At 56.2% G+C, this 23,297-nt stretch carries 23 protein-coding genes and 2 pseudogenes; 10 read left to right on the top strand and 15 right to left on the bottom strand.

Translation table 11 applies throughout. The features are described 5' to 3' along the window. Positions 1 to 137 precede the first annotated feature (137 nt). Positions 138 to 806, top strand: coding sequence for a multidrug effflux MFS transporter (locus tag BLW70_RS21895; protein WP_139273411.1), 669 nt, complete (start codon positions 138 to 140; stop codon positions 804 to 806). A gap of 442 nt (positions 807 to 1,248) precedes the next feature. On the opposite strand, the gene BLW70_RS21890 is transcribed toward BLW70_RS21895, so the two are convergent. The 6 genes and pseudogenes from BLW70_RS21890 to BLW70_RS21860 all read right to left on the bottom strand — a co-directional run bounded on the left by BLW70_RS21890 (position 1,249) and on the right by BLW70_RS21860 (position 6,221). Further along, the gene (locus BLW70_RS21890) at positions 1,249 to 1,614 is read right to left on the bottom strand and encodes an NIPSNAP family protein (RefSeq protein ID WP_074877499.1); all 366 of its coding nucleotides are present in this window, start codon (positions 1,612 to 1,614) and stop codon (positions 1,249 to 1,251) included. A gap of 58 nt (positions 1,615 to 1,672) precedes the next feature. Further along, positions 1,673 to 2,896, bottom strand: a pseudogene (gene tnpC / locus BLW70_RS21885) (IS66 family transposase); the annotation flags it as partial. 142 nt (positions 2,897 to 3,038) lie between these two features. After that, positions 3,039 to 3,416: a c-type cytochrome gene (locus BLW70_RS21875; protein WP_074877497.1), complete on the bottom strand. Its 378-nt coding sequence runs from the start codon at positions 3,414 to 3,416 to the stop codon at positions 3,039 to 3,041. A 129-nt stretch (positions 3,417 to 3,545) separates the two neighbouring features. Beyond that, a complete protein-coding gene (locus BLW70_RS21870; protein ID WP_074877496.1) occupies positions 3,546 to 4,064 on the bottom strand; it encodes a cysteine hydrolase family protein in 519 nt (172 codons plus the stop codon). 241 nt (positions 4,065 to 4,305) lie between these two features. Next, positions 4,306 to 4,710, bottom strand: a complete 405-nt coding sequence (locus tag BLW70_RS21865) for a DUF6632 domain-containing protein (RefSeq protein ID WP_074877494.1) — start codon at positions 4,708 to 4,710, stop codon at positions 4,306 to 4,308. 368 nt (positions 4,711 to 5,078) lie between these two features. Further along, positions 5,079 to 6,221, bottom strand: coding sequence for a sensor histidine kinase (locus tag BLW70_RS21860; RefSeq protein ID WP_074877491.1), 1,143 nt, complete (start codon positions 6,219 to 6,221; stop codon positions 5,079 to 5,081). A gap of 231 nt (positions 6,222 to 6,452) precedes the next feature. Here BLW70_RS21860 and BLW70_RS21855 point away from each other — a divergent pair, with 231 nt between their 5' ends. Both BLW70_RS21855 and BLW70_RS31555 read left to right on the top strand, forming a co-directional pair. Beyond that, positions 6,453 to 6,743 (top strand): hypothetical protein, encoded by a 291-nt coding sequence (locus tag BLW70_RS21855; RefSeq protein ID WP_235865016.1) that lies wholly within the window; start codon positions 6,453 to 6,455, stop codon positions 6,741 to 6,743. A 35-nt stretch (positions 6,744 to 6,778) separates the two neighbouring features. Next, positions 6,779 to 6,910 (top strand): oxidoreductase, encoded by a 132-nt coding sequence (locus tag BLW70_RS31555; protein ID WP_250637977.1) that lies wholly within the window; start codon positions 6,779 to 6,781, stop codon positions 6,908 to 6,910. Between the two features lie 98 nt (positions 6,911 to 7,008). Here BLW70_RS31555 and BLW70_RS21845 read toward each other — a convergent pair whose 3' ends face one another. After that, complete coding sequence (locus tag BLW70_RS21845; RefSeq protein WP_074877489.1) at positions 7,009 to 7,503, bottom strand: cupin domain-containing protein; 495 nt, start codon at positions 7,501 to 7,503, stop codon at positions 7,009 to 7,011. A gap of 431 nt (positions 7,504 to 7,934) precedes the next feature. Here BLW70_RS21845 and BLW70_RS31180 point away from each other — a divergent pair. Continuing rightward, a pseudogene (locus BLW70_RS31180) lies at positions 7,935 to 8,118 on the top strand (DUF6124 family protein); the annotation flags it as partial. Between the two features lie 194 nt (positions 8,119 to 8,312). Here BLW70_RS31180 and BLW70_RS21835 read toward each other — a convergent pair. Then, positions 8,313 to 8,516 carry a hypothetical protein gene (locus BLW70_RS21835; protein ID WP_139273410.1) on the bottom strand — a complete coding sequence of 68 codons (204 nt, stop codon included), beginning with the start codon at positions 8,514 to 8,516 and terminating at the stop codon, positions 8,313 to 8,315. 37 nt (positions 8,517 to 8,553) lie between these two features. Then, complete coding sequence (locus BLW70_RS21830) at positions 8,554 to 9,486, bottom strand: LysR family transcriptional regulator (RefSeq protein ID WP_074877485.1); 933 nt, start codon at positions 9,484 to 9,486, stop codon at positions 8,554 to 8,556. 139 nt (positions 9,487 to 9,625) lie between these two features. On the opposite strand from BLW70_RS21830, the gene BLW70_RS21825 reads away from it, so the two are divergent. The 5 genes from BLW70_RS21825 to BLW70_RS21805 all read left to right on the top strand — a co-directional run bounded on the left by BLW70_RS21825 (position 9,626) and on the right by BLW70_RS21805 (position 13,997). Beyond that, positions 9,626 to 10,939 carry an MFS transporter gene (locus BLW70_RS21825; RefSeq protein ID WP_074877483.1) on the top strand — a complete coding sequence of 438 codons (1,314 nt, stop codon included), beginning with the start codon at positions 9,626 to 9,628 and terminating at the stop codon, positions 10,937 to 10,939. A gap of 61 nt (positions 10,940 to 11,000) precedes the next feature. Further along, entirely contained in the window at positions 11,001 to 11,750 is a 750-nt protein-coding gene (locus BLW70_RS21820) for a creatininase family protein (RefSeq protein WP_074877481.1), read from the top strand. 112 nt (positions 11,751 to 11,862) lie between these two features. Continuing rightward, a complete protein-coding gene (locus BLW70_RS21815; protein WP_235865015.1) occupies positions 11,863 to 12,576 on the top strand; it encodes a type 1 glutamine amidotransferase domain-containing protein in 714 nt (237 codons plus the stop codon). Positions 12,577 to 13,077: 501 nt separating this feature from the next. Then, complete coding sequence (locus BLW70_RS21810; RefSeq protein ID WP_074877480.1) at positions 13,078 to 13,491, top strand: hypothetical protein; 414 nt, start codon at positions 13,078 to 13,080, stop codon at positions 13,489 to 13,491. Positions 13,492 to 13,640: 149 nt separating this feature from the next. Beyond that, complete coding sequence (locus BLW70_RS21805; protein WP_074877478.1) at positions 13,641 to 13,997, top strand: T6SS immunity protein Tdi1 domain-containing protein; 357 nt, start codon at positions 13,641 to 13,643, stop codon at positions 13,995 to 13,997. A gap of 1,385 nt (positions 13,998 to 15,382) precedes the next feature. Here the strand turns inward: BLW70_RS21805 and BLW70_RS21800 are convergent. The 6 genes from BLW70_RS21800 to oxdA all read right to left on the bottom strand — a co-directional run bounded on the left by BLW70_RS21800 (position 15,383) and on the right by oxdA (position 21,780). Further along, on the bottom strand, positions 15,383 to 16,606 hold the full coding sequence (locus tag BLW70_RS21800; RefSeq protein ID WP_074877477.1) for a GTP-binding protein: 1,224 nt from the start codon (positions 16,604 to 16,606) through the stop codon (positions 15,383 to 15,385). Continuing rightward, entirely contained in the window at positions 16,603 to 17,265 is a 663-nt protein-coding gene (gene nthB, locus BLW70_RS21795; RefSeq protein ID WP_074877475.1) for a nitrile hydratase subunit beta, read from the bottom strand. Before nthB ends, BLW70_RS21800 begins: the two co-directional genes overlap by 4 nt. A 41-nt stretch (positions 17,266 to 17,306) precedes the next feature. Further along, positions 17,307 to 17,906 carry a nitrile hydratase subunit alpha gene (nthA, locus tag BLW70_RS21790; protein WP_074877473.1) on the bottom strand — a complete coding sequence of 200 codons (600 nt, stop codon included), beginning with the start codon at positions 17,904 to 17,906 and terminating at the stop codon, positions 17,307 to 17,309. Positions 17,907 to 17,999: 93 nt separating this feature from the next. Then, positions 18,000 to 19,514, bottom strand: coding sequence for an amidase (locus tag BLW70_RS21785; protein ID WP_074877471.1), 1,515 nt, complete (start codon positions 19,512 to 19,514; stop codon positions 18,000 to 18,002). Positions 19,515 to 19,723: 209 nt separating this feature from the next. Beyond that, entirely contained in the window at positions 19,724 to 20,593 is an 870-nt protein-coding gene (locus tag BLW70_RS21780) for a transporter (protein WP_074877469.1), read from the bottom strand. Between the two features lie 128 nt (positions 20,594 to 20,721). Then, on the bottom strand, positions 20,722 to 21,780 hold the full coding sequence (gene oxdA / locus BLW70_RS21775) for an aliphatic aldoxime dehydratase (RefSeq protein ID WP_074877467.1): 1,059 nt from the start codon (positions 21,778 to 21,780) through the stop codon (positions 20,722 to 20,724). A gap of 549 nt (positions 21,781 to 22,329) precedes the next feature. Here oxdA and BLW70_RS21770 point away from each other — a divergent pair. Then, positions 22,330 to 23,265, top strand: coding sequence for an AraC-like ligand-binding domain-containing protein (locus tag BLW70_RS21770; RefSeq protein WP_074877465.1), 936 nt, complete (start codon positions 22,330 to 22,332; stop codon positions 23,263 to 23,265). The last annotated feature ends 32 nt before the right edge of the window (positions 23,266 to 23,297 follow it).

Raw genomic sequence — 23,297 nt, 5'->3', positions numbered from 1 at the left:
CGACTGCGGTCGATTTATTGGCGGACTCTGCATGCACATGTCGGCGATCCGAATTGCGTCATGCGGGTTTTAACTGATGAACCTGGTAAATTCGACATCCTGTTTCGCCGAGCAACATATTGTCACCACGTGCAATCATGCTCTCACCGGCGCTTGGTGGACTGATCGCTACCCACGCCGGAGGGTGGCGCGCGGTTGTGTTCGCGACTGTATTGTTTGGCGCGCTTGCACTGATCGCCTCGCTGTTCTACAAGGAGACCAATTTGCAACGCGACCCACAAGCGGGTCGGTTAAAAACGCTTCTGAGCAACTACGCCCTGTTACTTAAAGGCTCATCCTTGCGCAGCTTTTCCATTGCCATTGCCTGCACCTACGGCGCGATGTTCTGCTTTATCGCCGCTTCCTCGCGAGTGTTTGTTGGTCAACTCGGCTTGAGCCCGACCCAGTATGGCCTAGTTTTCGGCGGCATCGTTTCGGGGATGATCGCTGGCGCGATCTTTACCAACCGTACCATCATGAAGTTTGGTCCGGAAAAAATCGTGGGTATCGGCACCAGCCTAGTTGCGGTCGGCGCCAGCCTGGTCCTGGTATTTCATGAACTTATTGGCCCATCAGTGATTGGTCTAATGCTGCCAAAGATGGTGCTGACTTTGGGCGCGGGCATGGTCTTGCCGGGGGCGGTCGCGGGCGCGGTGATTCCCAACCCGAATCGCGCAGGGCTGGCGGCGGGCTTTATCGGCTTTGCCCAGATGGCTGGCGCGACTATTTCCGGCCTATTGCTCAGTCGACTTCAGGACGTTTCTTAGCCTTCCGAATCATGCGCGCGCGCAGGACTCACACTGCGAAGGTCACACTTGCGGAGTAACCTCACCAGTCGCGCTCAATTCAGATAGATCGTTCGGCCCGAAGGATAAAGCCAGCTAATTATTGACTAATCAGTTCACAGAAAACCCGGAGTCTACATCAGGCTCCGGGTTATTTTGGAGACGCCAGGCATTGTGCTTATTTGTCCGAGGCAAACATTGGCGGGCGCTGCAACATCCAATTCAGCGGCTCTTGAGCGGGAACAGTCAGCGGCCGTCCGGATTTCACCAATAGTTTTGCCTCAACGCTTAGAAATATCGAATAGTCGATAGGAACGGCTACCAAACTTCCCATTGCAACCTCGCGATAGGCGTAACCGTCCGGCCAACACATCTTCCTGATCCCCGTGTTTAAGGCTACGGGGTCTGCCTTTGTCGATGTCAGCTACGCGGATCGAGCTTCGGCTCTAGATAGATCTACGGAAGCTCTGATGGCATCAATTACGTCTTGAGCGAGCGCCATAACTGTCGTTGTACTGATTTCAATCCGACTGATAATGTCTTCTCTCGGGCCCTGTTTCCAGGCATCGCTTGCGTAAAAAACATCTTGAGATACTTGGCGATGGCTCTCGCTTTCATAGGAACGAATCAGGTGATAGCTGTCACAATCATGTAATGAGCTGCCATAAGAAACGACATCTATGCCAGCTTCTAGGTGAAGCGGAACACTTACATTCTGCATTATTTGATGAAAGTCCAATCCCGATCCTGGCTTTAAGGTGTACATCAGGATTTCAATAATTCGAGTCATTCCAAGTCTTCCATGTGGAGTTTCAACGTGAGCATCCGTACATTCCCAGCTTACGTTATTAGGCGGGAGTCCAGCTATGCGGCAGCAGTTGCGTAATCTCACTCGCTCGCTGCGTCGGCAGGCGCGTAAGGACGTCCTTCAAATAAGCATACGGTTCATGCCCGTTGAGCCGCGCCGATTGGATCAGGCTCATGATCGCCGCCGCCCGTTGTCCGCTGCGTAGCGATCCTGCGAAGAGCCAGTTCTTGCGTCCAAGAGCCCACGGCCGGATCTGGTTCTCTGCCCAATTATTGTCAATGGGTACGGTCCCGTCATCAAGGTAGCGCGACAGCGCTGCCCAGCGTTTCAGGCTGTAATCCAATGCTCTGCTGATGGCTGAGCCTTCAGGCACGAGATCACGCTGGGCAATCATCCAAGCATGCAGCATATCCATCACCGGTACCGCTTTTTCTTGCCGTTTTCGGCGCCGTAAATCCGGCTCTAGGTCGTAGACTTCACGTTCGATTTCGTAAAGCAACTGGATATAACGCAGGGCCTGTTCGGCGGGCTGGCTCTTGTTGGTGGCGTGCAGCTCAAAAAACTTGCGCCGCGCATGGGCCATGCAACCGATCTCGGTGAAGCCGAGTTCAAAACTGGCTTTGTAGCCGCCAAAATCGTCGCACACCAGCTTGCCCTTCGAGTCTTGCAGGAAGTTACGTGCATGTTCTCCGGCGCGGCTGGGGCTGAAGTCGTAAACCACCGCTGCCAAGTCCGAGAACTGGCTGGTGGCGTAGGCTCAAACATAAGAACGGTGGGTTTTCTTTGAGCCTGGAACGAGCATCTGCACGGGTGTTTCATCGACATGGATAACCTGCTGCCCGAGCACTACGTCCCGCAACGCATCCACCAGAGGCTGTAACTGCAAGCCAGTCACGCCAACCCATTGAGCCAAAGTTGAACGTGGAATCGCCAAGCCAGCTCGACCGAAAATCGATTCCTGACGGTAAAGAGGCAGATGGTCAGCAAACTTCGCGATCATGACGTGGGCTAGCAACCCTACGGTCGGGATGCCCTTGTCGATGACCTGCGCCGGAACGGGTACCTGGATCAGCGTTTCGCAGTCATCGCATACCCATGTGTCACGGACATGGCGTTCAACGGTAAACACGCCGGGCGTGTAGTCCAGCTTCTCGCTGACGTCTTCACCGATACGTTTCAGTGCGCAGCCACATGGGCAGTAGGTGTTGTCCGGTTCGTGATGGATCAGCGTGCGTGGAAACTCTGCCGGCAACGCAGTGCGCTTGGCTGTTTTTTTCTGACCAGCGATAACATATTCATGGATTGCCTTATCCGCTGACGGCGGAACCTGAAATGGACAAGGCAGGGTAGGGGTTGCCCCAAGGGACAGAGTCAAGCGCTGGCGACAGGACCAGGCACTTTAAAGGTCATCGTTTTTGTGAAATCACACCACCCATGTATTGATTCAAATCGCGCAGATCCTTAACGCTCCATGAGTGCGGCAAAAGCTTTACACCATTCTCACGCAAGGTTCTTGGAATCAAGTCGCCATTTGGGCGAAGTATTATCGAAGAGACAATCACGCCCGGATAATCATTCAATCGCTTTTTGAAAGCGGACGTTGTTAGATCAGGCGTAGGCGGATTGCTTTTATTGGCCAGTGGTCCTGTTGCCTTGAGATCTGTTCCGTGGCACATGCTGCATCGCTGTAGATAGAGATTTTTTCCATTGGCATTATCCGCGAAGCCTATTGAAGTTTGAGTCAGCGATAAAATTCCTAGCGAAGCGATGAATAGTATTTTCATTGTTTTTATCTTCCTTGATGGGCTCAGCGTCGATCGGACGCGATCTGGTGCGCGGATAAGATATCAGCCGTCGCGTCGGCACCCACGCGGTCTGATCGACCCTTGGCTTGGGTCGATCAGGGGAGTGTCCTAAAAACTCCATTCCTCAGCCTGAACGACTCGGCAGAATGGCCCCGCCAAGGTTGCATTGTGGTGGGCAATGATGGCCTTTGCATTAAGCGTTGGAGTATCAGAGCAGGTATGTCCATCGGCGATGAGTACAGCATCGAAACCTAAATCGCGGGCAGCACGGCAAGTACTGTCTACGCAGTATTGAGTTTTCATTCCTGTCACGACGATGCCTTCACAGTCGCGTTCGCGTAGCTGACCGGCCAACCCGGTCGCCACAAAGGCGTTGGGACGATTTTTCTCAAAAATCACTTCGTCACCCATTAGCTGCAACTCTGGGACAAGCTCGGTGAGCGGACTGCCCGGCTCAATAGGAGATCCGGCCGGACCCAGGTGGCGAGCGAGAAAGATTGGGGCGCCGGCCTCCCGTGCGTTTCTGATTAGCCTGTTCAATGTATCGAGAAGCGCTTCACGGCCCCAGGGCCTGTCCGGGCCGTGAACGAGCCCTACCTGCATGTCGAGAATCAGTAGTGCATACATGTGCGTTTCCTTACGTTTGTGCCAATAAATCCGGGGGCAAAAAAAAGACCCGGTCCATCACTGGCGGGTCTTCGGGGTTATGCGTTGTTTTAACTCACACAACCTCCCACGACCCGCCTGTGGCGGTCGTGAAGGTTGTGGTCGATTCGATGCGTGGCGTAGTCATGACGCAGACCTTAACGTTGACGCGCTGGCCTTGCAAGTGAGCATACCCGGGATGGAAGTAGTTTCATGCCTGCTCTCAGGCCCGTTTGTGTGTCCCGGGCCGAGCGGCCAATTGCGAGCGGGGCGTCAAGATGGCCAAGGCAACCGTCACGATGAAGAGCGCCGGCACGTCACCTGCCAAGTGCCCCATTTGCCCCGGTTGGGTGACCGTCTGGACGGCCATGATTGCTCCGTGTACGGCGCTAGACCACACGGTGAACCAGATCAGGCTCAGATTGGCTAATGGATCACGTGCGGCCAGGATCAAGAACACGCCAAGTGTGGCGTAGATGCCAACGATCATCATCGGGTAGTCCGAGTGACCGACGTGCCAGGCCCAGCCGGACGGCCAGAACAACATAAGTGGGTAGAGAGCAAGGCAGGCGAGGCCAGCCAAAATTAGAACGACACGTAAATACCTGAGGCGATCGACTAAGGTCATGGCGGACTCCTCTTTGGGCCTGACTCTAATTGGACCCCAAGTGGGGTAATAACGCCTTCACGGGCTTGGTGGATAACAATCGGCTCAATCAGTTTCGGCAGTAGACCAAGCATAGCTACTCATTTGCTATCGCTCCGTCCACCGTCCACCGTCCGCTTCTGGCCGATTTCTGTCGGTGCTCACCGGCAGCTATGGGTCGATTTTTTCCTTTCGCCACCCTCAGATATGTGGTTTGGGGTTGGCGACAAGTTAAACATTGATAGTGGGATGGGGTGATGGTTTTAAATCCAATCCGGGATACGACTAACGCCCCTAATATTTGAGGCTTCAATCGACACAAATCTGTTGGGTGACCCGCGGTAAAGTGTCTACTTAAGCTGGGGCGATTCAGTTATTGGAAGCTTGACTAGAAAAGTGGTGCCTCCACTTGAGTCAGAACTGACATCGATTGAACCGTTATGTGATGCCACGATCTCTGACGCGATGAACAGGCCCAAGCCCAGCCCCTCTGTCGGCCCGTGATCAATTGCAGATCGCTGAGAGAAACGACCCATAGGGTTAAATATAAACGGGAGAACGTCCTCTGGTATGGGCTCTCCACTGTTATGGACGGTAAAAATAGCGCAGTCTTCTGAGGTCTCTAACTCCACCTTGATAGGGAGTTGATTATCTCCATGCTGTACAGCGTTGCTGATTACATTCGAGAAGACTTGTTCCATTCTGGCGCCATCGAATTGCCCTTGAACTGGAGTCTTCGCGTCGAACAAGACAATCGCCTCTGGATGAGACGCTCGGATTTCTTCGACAACACGTTCGCAAACGTGCGAGAGATCTAGATCCGTCGTTTTGACAGGAATGCCTGGGCCCATTTGGCAGCGTGTTAAATCAAGTAGGTCTCCAACAATTTGGCTCGCTCGCCGCACGCTTGTATATATCTGATTGGCAACCTTGGTAGCCCGGGCTCCGGCCCCTTCTGAGCGCCTCAACATATCGGCACCCAGCAAGATTGCTCCAAGCGGGGTGCGCAGGTCGTGGCCGAGAATGCCTAAAAATACGTTGCGTGACGCCTCCACCGCGCGTGAGTAACTGGCAATGGATTCGGCGAGAGCCTGATCGATGGCCTCATGGAATCGGGTCATGTCGTCGACATTAATCGGCGTGCCATCCTTCACTTGCCTCATCCACTGACTGACGACACTCGTTCTTAGTGCTCGATATTCCGACACCATTTGATCGATCGTGAAACCTGCCATTAGCCGCGTCATTGCATGCGTTTCAGCTGCGGTTTCTTCATCATCTGAAGGGGCTTGGCCTTGAGACTTGGCCGCTTGCTCTCGCTTCGTCTGCTTTGTTCGCAGGTCACTTACAATTGCCCGCAACATCTGTTCGGCATGATCTCGCAGAGCTTCACTATCGAGGTCCGCACCCGGCGTCTCAATGGTTCTGGCGAAATCTTCCCAGGCCTGCAGAATCGGCTCAAGGTTCTCAAGAATAAAATCGGACAGGCGCATGTCGGTGATCCTAATGTGAGGGCGATGCAGAGGCCGGCAGGAAAGCGAGGCTGCGCAGATACGGTGTGAGCGGGTGTTCAGCAGTGTAGGAGGTTGTTTATAGCTTTTAAAGCTCAGTGCGTATGAGGCCCGCTTTGTCGATACGCATGATCAAGGCGTCGCCAGCTTTGACACTGACCCTACCTTGATGGCTATCTTGCCGGCGTTCAAAGCCCAGAACGGTTGGCATCGTTGGGCGAGAGTTGGCACGCCACCGTGCATGAGGCAGAGAAGCGCAATGCCTTCAAAACGTTGGGTCTGGGTGGTTATTTCGATCTCAGCGACAACCCGGATCAGCCATTCCAGCGCATCCAAGGTGGCTTCCGGGCGGGGCGCAACGGCCTGCTCAATTACCTGGAACAAGCGCAATCTGCCGGTGTCTCGCATATCGCGCTCAACCCCAAGGTCAGCCGTCAACCCTATGGCGAAATCCTCGACGAACTCGGCGAGTACGTTCTGCCGTACTTCCCGTCACATTCCTGAAGTCACGCGGAGGAATCACTAAATGTCATCACTTTTTGAGTCTCGAAATTCATGCCGGTAACGGGTATCTGTTTGAACAGTTCATCAACGGCGGCTTCAACACACGTGAAGACCGTTACGGTGGTGCACCGATTGCGAGTCGCTGCTTGAGACGGTCGATGGGGTGAGTGCGCAGATCGGTAGTTCGAAGGTGGGTGTCCGCGTGTCGCCTTTTGCCCACCTGGCTGATCTGCAGCCGTTCGATAGGACCCACCGTGCAGGTTCCTTATTTTGTCGAATTACGAGGGTCGTCATGACTATCAATATACTCAAGACCTAACGGACCTGTTCCATACACTTGAGAGATGTACTCTCCTGACTTGGCCCAATGAAAATGCGGTGTATTGGCCGGGAGTACTACAACACTGCCAGGGCCGTAAGCCACTAACTTGTCTGGATCAAATACAGACCCGAAACCAATATAAAACACACCGGACATTACGGTGTAGATACGGTCTTCAGGGTGTGTATGGGGCATTAATTTAATGCCGTTAGGCACTTTGACTCGCACAACGTATGGGCCAGGCTTACTAGGGGCACCGACAAGAACTGCCAGCTTCACTTCTTTCGGGAACGCTGGAAAGTTGCGCCACTCCACGTCTTCATTATGCAAAGCCCCGGGTTCGCCGAGCGGCAAGGGTTGCGCTTGAACGAGCGACACTGTTGCACACGCGACAAGAAGGGTGGTCAGGCTAGCAGTTTTCATAATGCTCTGAATCATGAGAGACACCTTGGTTACGTCATAAATAAATCGGCGTCGTCATCTGGTTCTCTGATAAACAAGTCAAGTCGAGTCGCCGCTGAAGACACAAAATTCCTGCCAAATCTAAAGGTAGAGCACGCTTGTGATAATGCCGCTGACGCGCATTTCAGTTGATACGTAATGTAATCAATGGGTTGCGAACCCGATGTCGGACATACCGATTGCCACCCCGAGACCTCGAATTCGCCACATCTCCCTGTGGGAGCGGGCTTGCCCCCGATGGCGTCAGACCCGACGCGATCGATTTCAGCCAAGATATATTCGCCCGACGTTTGATGTCTTAAACAGGTTTCAAGGCCCCCGTCACTCGGTGTTACGTCCTAACGGTTCCAGCGCCTTGCGTCGTTACCTACGCGTGCGCCACGCCCAACCCACCAGACACCGATCCAGTGTCCCCTACGAACCCGATTCAAAAAAACTCAACGAAGCCGCCGATCGCGCCCTCGACTTCCACTTCCCATCAAACGCCGATATCAAAGCCCCCCCGCGTACCTCCAGCAGGCTGTTTTCCGTGGACCCAGAAGCTACGGCCGAAACCCTGGCGGTTTTTTGGTCGAGACGCTGGCGTCGGTCGCTGACCTGTGGTGAGGAGGATTGTTTCCACTGAGCGGCGAAACGGGTTCAACAGATGGGCCTGCTGCGCAGGCCAGCGAGAGCGAGCGCCCTCGCGACAGGTTGCTTGTTGTTTGTGCTATCTGTTTTCGCAAAAACGGGACGCTTGGCGTCCCGTTTTTTATGGTGGTGGTATCAGCCTCCAGTGCGTTTATTCAACGCCTCTGCCGCCGCAGCGATTTCCGCCCGGCGCCTGCGCGAGCCCGCAGGCAAGCAGCGGCAAGCCCGCCATCAATCAGGTAGATCGCAAAGGAGAACGTCACGATCGACAGCACGGTGCTGACCAGAATGGAGGTCGCGGCTTCGCTTTGCGCATAGCCGGCACTGGCGGCGGTTGATAAGGGGGGCTGGTTGCGCAAGCGGCCGGGTCCAGGCGCCGAACGGGCGGGGCTCAGGTCAGGCACTCGACACTCCTGTACCAGACGCAAACATCGGCAAGCGCTGCAACATCCAGTTCAGCAGCTCTTGAGCAGGGGCGGCCAACGGTCGACCGGATTTCACCAACAGTTTTGCTTCAACCCCAAGAAGCAACGGATGGTCGATCGATACCGCCGCCAGGCTGCCGTTGGCGATTTCCCGATAGGCCGCGAATTCGCCGAGCAACGAAGCAAAACCGCCGTCCTCCACCATGCGCTTGAGCGCCGCGAGGGAGTTGCTGACGAGTACCGGGCGGATCTCGATTTTCTCGGCATACTCGAGCATCTTGATCGCATGACCGATACCGAATGTCGTGGGCGTCAGGACCAGTTGGCAGGCGAGGATATCCTCGACGGTTGCCGCCGCGCCTCGCAATGCCAATGGATGATCCGGGCGAACCAACAGCATCACCGGTTGCGAAAACGTCGCGCGATAGTCGATGTGCGGATGCGGCGGCGGATTGTACGCAAGGCCGATGTGCGCACGGTTTTCGGCGACTTCGTTGAGGACGTCGTCGACGGGCAGGATGTCCAGCCGCACATCAAGCTTGGGGTACTGCTTGCAGAACGGCGCGAGCACGTTGTCGACCAACGCATCGACATAGCCTTCGCTGATGACGACGCGCACATGGCCTTGCTGCAGGCCCTTGATCGCTTGCAACTGATCTTCGAGTTTCTCCTGGTGCGAACGATAGCCGCGCCAGAACTCCAGCAGGTGCGCCGCGGCCTCAGTGGGCTGAACACCACGTGCCTGGCGCTCGAACAGTTTTGCGCCGATTTCCTCTTCTAGCAGCTTGATCTGGCGTGTGATGACCGAGGGCGACGTATTGATGCTGTCGGCCGCGCCACGAATGGATCCGTGCGTCAGCACCTCATGAAAATACCGCAGCCGTTGTTGATTGATTTCGCGCATGCCGGGGAACTCTCTCCAGAGACGTAGCGTTGCCTGTAGAGCAACACTACACGAACTTAGTTGCTCTTGCTGGTCCTGAGGTGCCGGTGCAACATTCTTGGGGACGAACGCAGACCAACAAGAATAACGGGAGATTCGCATGTCAATTCTTCAGACGCCGGCACGAAGTGATGCCATTTCAGCCCTTTACCGCAAGCTCAACTGGCGGCTGCTGCCACTCCTGTTCATCTGTTATGTATTTGCGTATCTGGACCGGATCAACGTCGGCTTTGCCAAACTGCAGATGCAAAATGACCTTGGGCTTTCCGATGCGGCCTATGGCGCGGGCGCCGGTATTTTCTTTCTGGGGTATGTATTGTTCGAATTGCCGAGCAACCTGATGCTGCCGAAGGTCGGCGCACGGAAAACCTTCAGCCGTATTCTGGTGTGTTGGGGTATCACCTCGGCCTGCATGTTGTTCGTGCGCAACGTGCCGATGTTTTACGCCATGCGCTTTCTGCTGGGGGTGTTCGAAGCCGGTTTTGCACCGGGCATGATTTATTACCTGTCCTGCTGGTACGGTCCGAAACGTATGGCGCGGGCCATTGCGATCGTGTTTATCGCCGGCCCCATTGGCGGCATTGTAGGCGGCCCACTGTCTGCGTGGTTGATCACCACGTTCGAAGGCGTTGGCGGTCTGGCCGGCTGGCAGTGGATGTTCTTGATTGAAGGCTTGCCGTGTGTCTTCCTTGGTGTGCTGACCTTCTTCATCCTTTCCAATCGACCCGCTGAGGCGCGCTGGCTGAGCCATGAAGAAAAGGCCTTGCTGGCCAGTGAGCTGGGTGAATCGACCGGGCGTGTCCATTCGTTCCGTGCGGTGTTGCGCGACCCGAAAATCTACATTCTCGCCAGCGCCTATTTCTGCATCATCTTCTCGATCTACGCCATGAGTTTCTGGCTGCCGGCAATCCTCAAGGCCCAGGGTGTCAACGACACCATGCAACTGGGTTGGTACGCCGCGATTCCCTATGTCGCCGCCGCTTGCGGCATGTACTGGATAGGGCGCCGGTCGGACCGTGTCGGTGAAAGACGCTATCACTGTGCAGTGCCTGCGGGGATCGGCGCGATCCTGCTGCTTGTGTACCCCTTTGCCGACGGCAATCTAATGGCCGCGCTGGCCCTGCTGACCCTGGCAACCGCCATGATGTTTATGGCCTACACCGTGTTGTGGGCGATGCCCTCTGAACACATCAAGGGCGAGGCGGCGGCGGGCGGCATTGCCTTGATTAATACCATCGGTCTTTCCGGCGGCTTCTGGGGGCCGGCCATGATCGGCTGGGCAAAAACCGCAACCGGCAGCGCGAATCTTGGCATCGTTATCGTGGGTTGCGTATTTTTGTGCGCAGCGTTGGTGATCCTGTCGACCAAGCCGAAAACCCGTGACGGCGCGATTCCGGAATACAGTGCGGGTTGATCTGTTGCCACCCGCGCCTTTGTCATGTTCCGCAAGGAACCCTTTAAAAGTGAGAACTCAAATGCTTTTACACCTGTCGACCTGGGCCGAGATCGGTCAATTTCTTCAACGCAGCCGCACCATCGTGATCCCTATCGGTTCGAACGAACAACACGGTCCAACCGGTCTTCTGGGGACCGACTGGATGTGCCCGGAAATCATCGCCGGTGAAGCGCAAAAAAACGCAGACATCCTGATTGCACCGACCTTCAATATCGGCATGGCCCAGCACCATCTTGGGTTCCCTGGAACCATCTCGCTGCGTCCGTCGACCTTTATTGCGGCGATCGGAGATTGGGTGCGTTCGCTGGCCGCTCACGGGTTTGAAAAAATCCTCTTCCTCAATGGCCACGGTGGCAACGTTGCATCGATCGAGGCGGCGTTCTCTGAGCTCTACGCCGAAGCCAGCTTCGCTCGACGCCCAGCAGGGTTCGCGCTGAAGTTGTGCAATTGGTGGGACCTTGAGGGGGTAGGGGAGCTTGCGCGCGAGCAGTTCCCTACGGGGCACGGCGTGCACGCCACGCCGTCCGAGATCGCGGTCACACAATGGGCCTATCCGGATTCGATCAAATCGGCTGAATACTCGCCGCAGATCGCCCCTTGGGGCCCGATCCGCGAAGCGATGGACTTCCGCGCACGCCATCCCGATGGCCGTATGGGCTCGGATCCGGCGCTGGCGACGCCAGAAAAAGGTCGTGAACTGGTGATGTTGGCAGCGCAGAGCCTGGTGCGGGAGCTGGACGCTTTCAGCCGCGAATCAATGCCTGGCTGAACCTGCGGCTTCTCAACTTGACCAACGCCCGGTAGAACCGGGCGTTGGTGCGTCCTGTTTGAGGGGATTTCATGATTGAACATGACGTTTATGCCCGCTTGACGGCAAGGTTATGCAAACAGGTTTCTTCCTGAACGAATTAATGCAACCGGTGCAGACCTTCATCGCGGCGGGTCAAACCGTCGTATTTGCCACCCCTAGCGGCAAGGCGCCAACCGCGGACCAGAAATCCAATGACGTGAGCTTCTGGGGCGGCGATGAAAAGGCCCGTCAGGAAAGTCTCGCGCTACTGGCCACGCTGAAGCTGACCTCGAAGAGCGACTCGCCGGCAATCAGCTTCGCGCAGGTTCAGAAAATCGGCTACGACAAGTTCGATGCCGTATTCGTGCCTGGCGGCCATATCCCGATGCAGGATCTGCTGAAGGACAAGCAACTGGGCCAACTGCTGACCAACTTCCATGAAAAAGGCAAGGTCACCGGCTTCACCTGCCATGGCACCATAGCCATGTTGTCGACGATCCCGGATGCGCGCGGTTTTGTCTCCGCGCTGGAATCGGGCAAACAGCCGGCAGCGCCAGCCAATTGGATTTACAAGGGCTACAAAGTCACCGCCTTCACCGACGCGGAAGAGGAGCAGGCCAAAGGTTTCCTCGGCGGTGGCCATATGAAACTGTTCCCACAGGATGGCCTGACAGCAGCCGGTGCTAACTTCTCCGAAGCCAAGCCATGGAGCGAGAACGTGATCGAAAACCGCGAAGTCATTTCCGGCCAGAACCCACAGTCGGCCAAGGCAGTCGCCGTGGCCATGCTGGCGAAACTGAAGTAATCCTGGGCGGCCGGCGAGCCGGGCCGTAGGTGCTGGGGGGCGAGCTGCTTTGGCTCCAGCACCACCGTCTATCCCGTCACACTGCAAGCTTATGTGTCGGAAGACGACACTCGCACATTACGTCCAGGCCCAAGGGCGGCTTCGTAATGCCCTCGTTTAGAGATTTAAGCCCGATAGCTTTTGTTTCCGTCTTCCAATGCCCTGCTTCAAATTCTTGTGCCAACGACGTTATCGCTTGGTAGAGGGCCTCGTACAAAGTACCGGATTGGTCCGAGCTGAAGTCAAGATGTGATCGATATCTGCTAAGTCGCATCTGGCCTAACTACTTATATGCGTTCGACCTGACCCATTATTTGCATTGCACCTGACTAACCAGATACCAAAGTTGTAAGCGGCGGGAATCGACCGGTGAGGCTGGCGACAGACAGAAATCGGCCAAAAGCAGTCATTGCGACGATGCAGTACGATACACGTCTACCGGTAGATCATTAGGGCTTACCCATGCAATTTCATGGTTTCGAATTCGGGCATATTGAGGTTGAGATTCAACACCGTGCGTTTGACCTTCATAACTTCTACCAAGCCAGCACCATTAATTACGACATCGTGGATAGGTCGGCAGTACTTATCTTTACTCGACGGACTGAAGCTTGGGTGCCGACCGAAGAAGCACGCAAGATTACTATCAGCTTCCATGAGGTCGATTACTTTTCATCAAGTGGGCGGGATGATTACCCAATTGATGGCGACGATAGTGTTATTCATTCGATCGGAGCCGTGGAGTCCAACGCAGAGACACGAGCCTTTTACCTGACGGATAACATCCAACCAGATCACCACCTTGTTATGTGCTTCGAGTCTGGTCTGACATTACGAATACAGGCCGTTGAAGCACGGTGCAAAATCGATTTTTAAACGGCATAAAATTTGGTGTTCGACGTCTGCTTTGGGTCGTTTTCTGCCCATCGCGAGAGGCAGAAAGAAACCATCACCCGCTCTGGATGATATGCAACAAAAAGAGTAATAACAGTGGCATTGGAAAACGCAAGGATAGTGAGGCTTCTATGGAATTGATTGAAGAAATTGAAAAAGCGTGGGGTTGGGCCGGGATCAAACCTGCAGAAGTAGTTGGCGATAATGATTTTGGCAACCTCATCATCAAAGATGTAGCGGGTAGCTATTGGCGCCTGTGTCCTGAAGATCTGTACTGCAATCGTATCGCAAATGATCGCGCGGAGCTTGACGCTCTCTCTCAGAACCAGGATTTTTTGCATGATTGGTACATGGAAACATTGGTCAAACAGGCAAGGGATAGACTTGGCCTGCTTCGCCCAGGATACAGGTATTGCCTGAAAATCCCTGCCGTGTTGGGTGGGCAGTATGAAGAGAGCAATCTGGCGACAATCTCACTTCACGAATAGGTGGCAATTTCAGGCTACCTTGCCAAGGAAATCGACGATTTACCAGATGGTGCACAAATCCGCCTTAAAGTTACGGAGTAGCAATTCATGCGCATTCCTTGCTGGATGTTGGACTGCTGTTGGCCGAAGGCGGCTATTTGCAGATTGCTTCTGAGCATCTGAGAAATTCCATAACCGGCAGCTTTGGGTCGACTGCTCCCCTTCGAAATAGGCAGCAATCGGCCAAAAGCAGACGTTCGTGAGTAACCGTATCCAGATAGATGCGTCTTTCGCAAAAGGCCACTAAATCGGCCAGAAGCGGTCGTTCAATCTCGAGTTGCTCGCGCTCGACATGAATTTTCGTATTGGACAATTAAAAACCTAAACTCACTTTTCCTCACACCACTTATGTTCTTTCAACTGTTTTGCTAGGCTCACACTGACCGATTTTGACGAATGGCTCGATGGCGCTGTGCAGACGGACGTAGAGGACGTGTACGCCCTCCATGAAGCCGGACTCAAAGAATGCAGTGTCTCCGCGACGATCCCAACCGGTTCGGCTAAGAATTCGGAATCACTTGCAGAAGCCCATGAGTCAGACCTATTAAAGTTGATCCACGGAAGCCCGACAGTTCCCGAAGATGCACAGCTAAAACGACTGCTTAAAGACGTTGAACGGCTGAACTTCTGGCAAGCGCATGACTGGTATGTGGGGGCGCGGACTCTCGACGGCGAATGGAGATTTTGATGCTGATGGAAACTCCTGCAAGGGCGCTAGCCTGCGCGAAGCGCTGGACCAGCTCAAGGTCATCCAGCCAGATTTGCGCGGTAAGAGGAGTGACGATGATGCCTGGGAAGATTGAGCATTCAGATCGAGGAAAAGTAGGCCCCAATCCTCGACCGGAAGCGTTGAAAAGAGACGCTTCGGCTTCTTTTTTGCTCCAGCGAGTTTTGCTGAAAACAACTACCAACCACGTTTTTCTTGTGCGTTAAAACGTACATCGAAATCCTGCCTAAAACGTCAGTACTGCGTAGCTCTTAACGTCCTGTCCTGGGGCGAGACGTTTCTGCTTCCTGATTGAGGAGGCTGCCCGAAATCAGTGATCTCTAGATCCGCCGCATCCTCTATCTCATGCCGAATATCCCTACATTTTTCCTTCTGCGCATTTGCTATGCGTCCATAACGAGCGCGGTGATTTGTTGCAGTTGAGCGCCATTGGGCGTTCAAGGTCATAGGCGAACCGTCAGCCGCGCGTCGGGTCTGGCCACGGCCGGGGAACCAACGGTATTCACCGCTCTTATGTCTGAGTCAGCGCCTCTCAGTCCGTGAAATTGAAGTCAAAGGTTATAACGAGGCTTGCCGGGCTTCGCTAAAGTGGTGCATTGCCAGGCAGACTGCCGAGCGGTCAGGGCGACAATGCCTTGAGGTCGAAGGATGTTGCGCCTGGCAAGGTTGGCCACGTCTGTGGACCTTTCATGATCTCTTGCGGGGTCAGCAGGCAGGCGTCCAGTTGCCGCTTCAACATATCCAGGTCGAGACCCTGACCGATGAAGACGATTTCCTGCCGGCAATCCCCGGTGATCTCGTCCCATTTGGCCATTATCCCTCCGCGGCGATAGTCATCCTGAGGCCATTGTGATTGCGCGATGAATGTCCACCAGCGCCCGACATAGTCCCAACGAAATTGCCCGCCACTTTGCACCAGCATGCCGATGTCCAGATGCCGACTGGCAACCCAGAAGTAGCCTTTGCAACGCAGTAGTCGCCCGTTTTGCCAGGGCAACTGCAGGAACTCCAGCAGCCGTTGCGGATGGAATGGCGCACGCTCCTGATACACCCAGGAAGCAATTCCATAGGTGTCCGACTCGGGTGGATGCTCGTCACTGGCTTCCAGGCTTTTCATCCAGCCGGGTGACTGCACCAGACTCGGCAAATCAAAGCGGCCAGTGTCGAGGATCTTCGACAGATCGACGGCACCGTGGGTCATGGGCAGGATTTCCGCCTTCGGATTGAGGCCCGCGAGGAGGGCGCTCAGTTCCAGAAAGCCTTTCTCGCCTATCAGGTCCAACCGGCTGACGAGGATGACGTTGGCGTACTCCACCTGTTCGATCAGCAGATCGGACAAGTGGCGTAATGGCGTGCCCGTTTCGTCCTCGCCGCCAACGGTGTCCCGCGAGGCCAACAGCGCCTGGAAGTTGCTACCGTCGACGACGGTGACCAAGGTGTCGAGCCGCGCCAGTTCGCTCAGACTGAAACCTTGCGAGTCGAGGAAGGCGAAGGTCTCGGCGACCGGCATCGGCTCGGAGATTCCGGTGGACTCGATCAGCAGGTAATCGAAGCGCTGCTGACGCGCCAGCAGGCTGATCTGCTCAAGCAGGTCAGCGCGCAGCGTGCAGCAAATGCAGCCGTTGCTCATCTCGACCAGTTCATCGCTGCCGCGGTGCAGCGACACATTGCGCGCTACGTCCTCGGCGTCGATGTTGACTTCGCTCATGTCGTTGACGATGACCGCCACCCGCATGCCTGCGCGATTGCGCAGGATGTGGTTGAGCAGGGTCGTCTTGCCGGAGCCGAGGAAGCCCGAAAGGACCGTCACCGGCAGCCGGCCCGACAGGGCCCCGTCAATCATGCGGCCACCGTTTTCGCATCGACGGCCTTGTCCAGGTAGCTTTCGAACAGGTCGACCACCACCAGACCATCATCCGCAGCATCGCCCCACAGATCCTTCACCTGGAATTCAACGTGGTAGGTGGGCTGATGCGCTGCGCTCAAATCGCCGTGTCCGATGGCATCCGGGAACGGCCATTTTTCCGAGGTGCGGTGTCGGACGATGCCTTCCTTGCCGCGCACATAGGCCGGCATGCGCACGTGGCCGGCCACGTATTCGTCGCGAACCACTACCCGGTCGCCCACTTCAAATGGCGGGCGGCCAGTGATGGCGGGGCGGCCCTTGTCATGGGGAGGATTGGCCAATTTGAAGGTTGAACCCAATGCCAAATCGAGTTCTTCCTGGGTAATGACGCCGGTTTCGACCAGCAACGTGGCCGTGGCGATGACGTAGCGTTCGTAATATTGCGTGCCAACGTGCTGGCGGACATCGAGTCGTTCGACGGCGTGACGTATTTCATCGACGCTGAATTTTTTCAACTGGTCGGCACCGATAAACATCAGGCTGTAAGCCAGGTGCTCCCATTCCTGTTTGAAGACTTGTTTGTAATCCTGGCTATTGATGACATGGGGAACCTTGCCAAAGCCTTGAAAACCACCGAGATCGTGAAAGCCATCCATAATAAAAACCTCCGAAAGTTAGAAGATGAAGAGTCTTTGGGTCAACGTACGCGGGGCAGGGCAACCCCGATCAGCACATCCTTGGTCACCAGTTTCTGAAGCTCTTCTTCACTCATGTGCTCGGAGCCTTCGGGCCTTAAGGGCAGGACCAGGTAGCGGCTTTCCGCGCTGGTATCCCAGACTTTGACGATCACATCGCTTGGCAACTCTGTGCCCATCTCACGCAGCACGGTGCGTCCTTCACGAACCAGGCGTGCACGGAACTCAAAACCCTTGTACCACTCCGGCGGCAACCCCAGGACCGGCCAGTTGGTGCAAGAGCACAGGCTGCAGACGATGACATTTTTCAGCAGGGGCAAATCCTCCAGGGCCACGATGTATTCGCCTTGCGGGCCGGTGAAACCGAACTGCGCGCACGCTGCAGTACCGTCTCTGAGCAACAGCTCCCGGAACTGTGGATCGACCCAGGCCTTGGCGACTACACGGGCGCCGTTTTCCGGGCTCCATTGGTGCTCCATCAAATCGGTCAGCTGCTCGATATAGCCCTCTGGAATCAGTTCCTTGTCTTTCATAACCTTGAACAAGGCCCAGGCCCGCTCGCCGGGCGTCGAAGTGGATGCTGGGGATACAGTGGCGCTCATGGTGTAACTCCTCATCGATTTAATACGGTCAAAAAAGTGAAGAACAGTCCCCGGTTTTTTATTGATGTCCGGGAGGTTTGGGGGGAGGCAGCCTTACAACGTCTTCCAGTCGACATCGGCCTCGAACGCTGCCGCCGCCTGGTAAATCGTGCCTTCGGCATAGTGTTTGCCAACGAACATCAGCCCGACGGGCAGGCCGTCCACCAGACCGCACGGGATTGACATGGCCGGATGGCCGGTAATGTCCTGCGGCGCGGTGTTACCGATCATTTCCAGTGCCCGGGCCACGTACTCAGTGATCGAACAATCGGGTTCGGGGTGGGGCTGGGCGATGATCGGCACGGTCGGCATGACCAGCAGGTCGTAGGTCTGCAGTGCCTTGTCGTAACCGGCCCGGGCGAAGCGTGCGATGTTCTGAGCCTTGGCGTAGAAACGACCGTTGTAGCGTTCCAGACCGTACTGGCCGACGAACATGCACAGCTTGAGCGATGCGGATAATGCGTCCGCTTGTTCGCGCCAACCGGCCTGTTTATCCAGCAGACCGACGTCGTAGAGCCCCTTCCAGTTAAAGCCTGCGCCATTGCCATGCATCATCTGCATGGTCAGGCCTTCGCAGCCGATGGGGTGCCACAGCGAACCTGCCAGGTTGTGCTCGGGAACGGAGACCTCTTCGACGCGAGCTCCCAAGGCTTCGAGTCGGGCGATGGCGCCGCGTACCTTGTCGGCAACGCGTGGATCCTGGTTGGCCAGCTGGAAGCCTTCCTGCAGGATGCCGATCCGCAGTCCGCTCACACCTCGCTCCAGATAGTCGCAATAGGCGTCGACTTGAGGGGCGGCCTGACGAGGATCGAGCCCGTCGGCACCGGCCATGACTTCCAGCATCAGCGCATTGTCACGCACGTTGCGGGTGATGGGACCGGCATGGTCGATGGTGGCCTCGATCGCCATGATTCCGGTGTAGGGCACCAGACCGTGGGTCGGCTTCATGCCATAGGTGCCGCAGAACGCTGAAGGGATGCGGATCGAGCCGCCTTGATCGCCGCCAACCGCCAGGTCCACCTCGCCGGCTGCCACCAATGCAGCGCTTCCGGAGGAGGATCCGCCGGCAGCGAAACCGTGCCGGTATGGGTTGTGTACGGGCGCCGGATCAGAAGTGTGGCTGCCACCGGAGAGGCAGTAGTGCTCACAAGTCGCCTTGCCCAGGATGGTCGTCCCGGCGTCTAGCAAACGGGTCACCACGGTTGCGTCAAACGACGGTACAAACCCTTCCAGGATTGAGGCGCCGTTCATCATCGGGACGCCAGCCAAGGAGATGTTGTCCTTGAGCGCAACAGTCTTGCCTACAAGCTTGCCCTCACGGGCACCATTTACTTCAGTCCTGTAATACCAGGCGTTGAGCAGGTTTTGCGGGTTAGACGGGCGGTAGCCGGAACTGCGGTCGTAGCGCACCGGTGGGGTGAAATCCGGCAACTCGTCGACCAGGTCATAGGCTTCGAAACTTGGCTGCATAAGTGCCAGGTATTCCGCTGCCTGCTCATGGGTCAGCTGCATATTCAGCCGGCCAGCGATGTCTTGCAGTTGGTCGAGGGTAGGGCGAACAATGGCCATGATTTTCCTATTCTTTTGTCTGTGATCGACAACGGCTCGGTCAGTACGGGAGCGTTCGAAGGTGTTCGTAAAACACCTCGCGCCGGGCACCTGGGGCGACATCAATCGAGTGGGTAACTGGGTTCAAGTTAGGCATCCCTCTCAACCTTTGCTTGGCTGAGAAGGACAGCCATTTGGTTGAAAAGGACAATCTGCCAAGCGTGGCGCGCTCAGAACACTTTCAAGACGCGCAGGTTCAGGCGTGCGCCTTCCTTGAAGCCTTGTTCGACCTCGATGTCGGTGCCGATCTGGGCTTGAATCTGCAGCGTGGGTTCGATGAAGTGCGTGACGGTGAAACGCCCGTAGGAGGTGGAGACCCCGTCGTGCTGATCGACACCGTTGACGGTGGTCGCCGAGCCGGTGATGTAGCCGCCGCCCACGGCGAAGGTGGTGCTCGGGGTCCAGTTGTAGCGCACGGCGGCCTGGTACTCGTAGCGGGTGTTTTCTTCCAGCTTCGCCCCGGTCGAGCCGAAGTCATTGTTGGCCGACACCCATGAGGCTTCGGCCACCGTGTCCAGCGCCCATTTCGGGGAGAAATGGTGGATGTACGCCGCCTGTAGCGTGGCGCGCCAGCGGTTCTCGCCGAGGTTCAGGGCATCGTTTTTGTCGTAGCTCCCCACCGGAAAGGACAGGTAGGGTGCCAAAGCGAAGATGTCCTTGTTCGCAGTGGGCAGCGTCCACTTCAGCGGCGCGGTGATGATCGGGTCGCCGATGCCGCGGGTATCGCCCAAGGCACCGATATCTCCCGAGGCGTTCATCTGGCCGAAAGGCAACAGAATCTGCGGTTCCCATGAGAGGTTTTCTGACAGGCCGATGGCGTGCACATACCGCAGGATGCCGATGTCCGAACTGAGCCTGGCGTCGTCGGATACCTTGTGGCCGTTGTGGTACAGATCCGAGCGGTCGGTGTGCTGGTAGTAGAGCAGCAAGGCGTTGGCGCCGGCCGGCAATGGTTCGAAATCACCGGGAGCTATCTCGATGGCCTGGCTTTTGACAAAGGGCAGCATGCACAGCACGAGTAAAGAGTGACTCAACTTCATGATCGATTTCCTGACAAAAGGCCCCCCAACCCCATGCGCTGGGGGGCCAAAAGTTGTTTGGACGCGAGATCTGTGTCAGGGCGGAATTTGGATCAAGTCCGCCCGTGGACGCCGGGTAGCGTCAGACGTCAGGTTTTAGGGATTACCGCGTCACGCAACATGCCCGTCTGCGGGTGGCAGTTGATGTACTCGAACACTTGATCCTTGGCGTCGGATACCGAGACTTCGTGATAGAGGCGTAGCTTCGACAGGCTGGTAGCAACCCGAAAGAAGGTCACGAAGATCCGCAGATGGGTTGGATGCGATTCGGCCCAGCGCTCGAGTTTTTCCAGGGAGCGCCAGTGGCCGATGTTGTAACTCAGGTTCAGAAGATTGCCGTCCAGGTCGATGTAATTCACGAAGCGATTGCTGTAGCAACCCAGGTCCTTGCCACTGTCGCGAAGGAAATCCATACCCGCCTGCAGCGTCGGCAGAATTTCGTTGAGATAGAGCGATCTTTCTTCTTCGCCGGCATCCGCCCAGTCCTGGCCGGAGCGGATCAGCGCGATATTGTCGTGGCCTTGCACGACCACGCGCCCACCTTTGGCCGGGTCACCTGCGATGACCGTCAGTTCGCCGGAAGGAGCCATCCAGTCGGTCTGGGAAATCGGGAAGCGGTCCCGCATCGATCCCCAGTAACCGTGTTCTTCGATGTCGTCACTGATGGTGTCCATGACGGCACCAACGCCGGGCAACTCATCGCGAAAGCCATACAGCGTCTCGAACTGCTCGGCCCGCGGCGCGACGATCTCCCGAAAGTAACCGAGACCGTCGTTCAGGCGATCCTCTGACGACCACCATTGGCTTACCTCGGGCGTGCGCAGCCAACGGCAATACGCGGCGGGGTCTTTCCAGTACCCGACGATCATCAGGTTGTCGTAACCGCTGTTGTCGGTGTGGTGGGTCAGGTCATGGCTCAGGGGGCCGTCGGGCAGACTCAGGCTCGCGGCGATGTGGCGCATGGCGTGCAGGGCCGCTGCACGCTGGTCCTCCCCGCGGTATTGCACTCCCAAATATCCCATCACCACCTGTTCCAGTTGCTCATCGGCGCGCCCAACCCACATGGGGAAGGGGGGCTGGTATTCATCGGGGACGCGACGAGACAACGTCCGCGGGCATTTGAGGTGCTTATCGATCGCAGATTCCATGGGGGACTCCTTGGTTTTATTTTTGGTACGCGGTTATCTGTTCAACGTTTCGACGGGCGCGGGTGGCTGCGGCTGGCGCAACCAGTCGACGCTGCAGCACCAGAGTCCCCAGCTCTAACAGGTAGGTGGCGAACTCTTCAGGTGCCAAGTCGCGCCTCTGCAAAAGCCAGGATGGATCGGACTGTCGCTGCTGCTCTGGCGGTTGCATGGGACACCTCATCAGTTGTGGTTGAAGGGGCACGGTGTGGGGTAGAAGTTAGGCGGGGACGGCACGGTACGCTTGGCTCGTACGGACAACCGTTTGGCTAGAAAGGACAGGCCCTGAATACAGGATCACGATGAGCTGAATTGGTGCGCGCACTCCGAATGCATGTATCGATAATGGGCAGGAGTCGTCCGTGTGACAGCCCCTTCCCGAGCGCAAGGGTCTGATATTTCAGGCGCACATAACCTTGGCAGTACAAAAGTGGAGTGGCCTGCTATTTGCTAAAAAGGGAGCTAACGTTACCGTCACCCTTATTGTTCAGCTGCCGCCGTGAGGTGAATGCCATGAGTCATAGCAATCAGTATTCAACCCTCGCCGTTGCGGCTCCACGTCGCTTTGATTACTGGAAAGAAGTGGTATGCCGTCACTGCCTGGCGGCGGACAGCAAACCATTGACGCAGAGCGATTTCGACGGGGCGCTGGAGGTGCACGGCATGGGGCCGCTGGAGATCTGTACGCTGTCCTCGCCACTGCATTTTTGGGAGCGTTCGCCCCAGCATTTGCGCAGTGGTCCTGATGAAGATCTATGGCTGGGTTTCACCCGGCGAGGCTATGGTGAATTGGAGCAGGGAGGGCGCAGGGCAACGCTGGCGGCGGACAATTTGTTTCTTTATGACGCATCCCAGACGTTCCGATTCAGCCTGGGTGGTACCGAAAACCACCTGGTCCGCATTCCGAGACAGTTGCTCAGCCAGCGGTTGCCAGGTATTGCAGGCTGCACAGCCGTGGTACTGGACGATCGCCGTCCAGGGGTGATTCCATTGCGCGAGATGTTGCACCAAGCGGCGAGCATTCCTGCAAGCTTTCAAGACGAGGGGCTTTCCAGCCGCTTCTCCAACACCTTGCTGGATCTTCTGGCGATCAGCCTGGAACTCCAGGATCTCAAGACGACCCATGAGGAGCTGGATCTTTATGGTCGGATCATGAACTACATCCAGCAGAATCTGACCGATCCGGACCTGTCGATCGAGCGCATCGCTCAAGTGCATTATGTGTCCACGCGAACCGTCACGCGCGCTTTCGCCCGTTACCAGAAAACGCCGGTTGCGGAGATCTGGAAAGAGCGCCTGATCGCCAGTCGTGAGGCTATAGAGCGCGGCCAGGTACGCAGCATTTCCCAAGCTGCACTGGATTTCGGATTCTCCGATTTTTCCCATTACAGTCATGCTTTTCGCAAGGCCTTTGGTGTGGCACCTCATACACTCCTGCGCCGAACTTGAGAAAGGCCCCAGGATTCACAAAAAACGCCACT

The organism is Pseudomonas frederiksbergensis (assembly GCF_900105495.1).
GTDB lineage: Bacteria > Pseudomonadota > Gammaproteobacteria > Pseudomonadales > Pseudomonadaceae > Aquipseudomonas > Aquipseudomonas frederiksbergensis.
This window is presented reverse-complemented; position numbering and strand designations above follow the sequence as displayed.

Excerpts from the sequence above, each read along its gene's own strand:
- nthA (WP_074877473.1), bottom strand. The coding sequence starts at position 17,906 with ATGAGCGCCACTGTATCCCCAGCATCCACTTCGACGCCCGGCGAGCGG.
- BLW70_RS21810 (WP_074877480.1), top strand. The coding sequence starts at position 13,078 with ATGCAATTTCATGGTTTCGAATTCGGGCATATTGAGGTTGAGATTCAA.
- BLW70_RS21830 (WP_074877485.1), bottom strand. The coding sequence starts at position 9,486 with ATGCGCGAAATCAATCAACAACGGCTGCGGTATTTTCATGAGGTGCTG.
- BLW70_RS21820 (WP_074877481.1), top strand. The coding sequence starts at position 11,001 with ATGCTTTTACACCTGTCGACCTGGGCCGAGATCGGTCAATTTCTTCAA.
- BLW70_RS21805 (WP_074877478.1), top strand. The coding sequence starts at position 13,641 with ATGGAATTGATTGAAGAAATTGAAAAAGCGTGGGGTTGGGCCGGGATC.
- BLW70_RS21865 (WP_074877494.1), bottom strand. The coding sequence starts at position 4,710 with ATGACCTTAGTCGATCGCCTCAGGTATTTACGTGTCGTTCTAATTTTG.
- BLW70_RS21845 (WP_074877489.1), bottom strand. The coding sequence starts at position 7,503 with ATGATTCAGAGCATTATGAAAACTGCTAGCCTGACCACCCTTCTTGTC.
- BLW70_RS21825 (WP_074877483.1), top strand. The coding sequence starts at position 9,626 with ATGTCAATTCTTCAGACGCCGGCACGAAGTGATGCCATTTCAGCCCTT.
- BLW70_RS21800 (WP_074877477.1), bottom strand. The coding sequence starts at position 16,606 with ATGATTGACGGGGCCCTGTCGGGCCGGCTGCCGGTGACGGTCCTTTCG.
- BLW70_RS21860 (WP_074877491.1), bottom strand. The coding sequence starts at position 6,221 with ATGCGCCTGTCCGATTTTATTCTTGAGAACCTTGAGCCGATTCTGCAG.
- BLW70_RS21815 (WP_235865015.1), top strand. The coding sequence starts at position 11,863 with ATGCAAACAGGTTTCTTCCTGAACGAATTAATGCAACCGGTGCAGACC.
- BLW70_RS21875 (WP_074877497.1), bottom strand. The coding sequence starts at position 3,416 with ATGAAAATACTATTCATCGCTTCGCTAGGAATTTTATCGCTGACTCAA.
- BLW70_RS21770 (WP_074877465.1), top strand. The coding sequence starts at position 22,330 with ATGAGTCATAGCAATCAGTATTCAACCCTCGCCGTTGCGGCTCCACGT.
- BLW70_RS21895 (WP_139273411.1), top strand. The coding sequence starts at position 138 with ATGCTCTCACCGGCGCTTGGTGGACTGATCGCTACCCACGCCGGAGGG.
- oxdA (WP_074877467.1), bottom strand. The coding sequence starts at position 21,780 with ATGGAATCTGCGATCGATAAGCACCTCAAATGCCCGCGGACGTTGTCT.
- BLW70_RS21780 (WP_074877469.1), bottom strand. The coding sequence starts at position 20,593 with ATGAAGTTGAGTCACTCTTTACTCGTGCTGTGCATGCTGCCCTTTGTC.
- BLW70_RS21870 (WP_074877496.1), bottom strand. The coding sequence starts at position 4,064 with ATGTATGCACTACTGATTCTCGACATGCAGGTAGGGCTCGTTCACGGC.
- nthB (WP_074877475.1), bottom strand. The coding sequence starts at position 17,265 with ATGGATGGCTTTCACGATCTCGGTGGTTTTCAAGGCTTTGGCAAGGTT.
- BLW70_RS21785 (WP_074877471.1), bottom strand. The coding sequence starts at position 19,514 with ATGGCCATTGTTCGCCCTACCCTCGACCAACTGCAAGACATCGCTGGC.
- BLW70_RS21890 (WP_074877499.1), bottom strand. The coding sequence starts at position 1,614 with ATGACTCGAATTATTGAAATCCTGATGTACACCTTAAAGCCAGGATCG.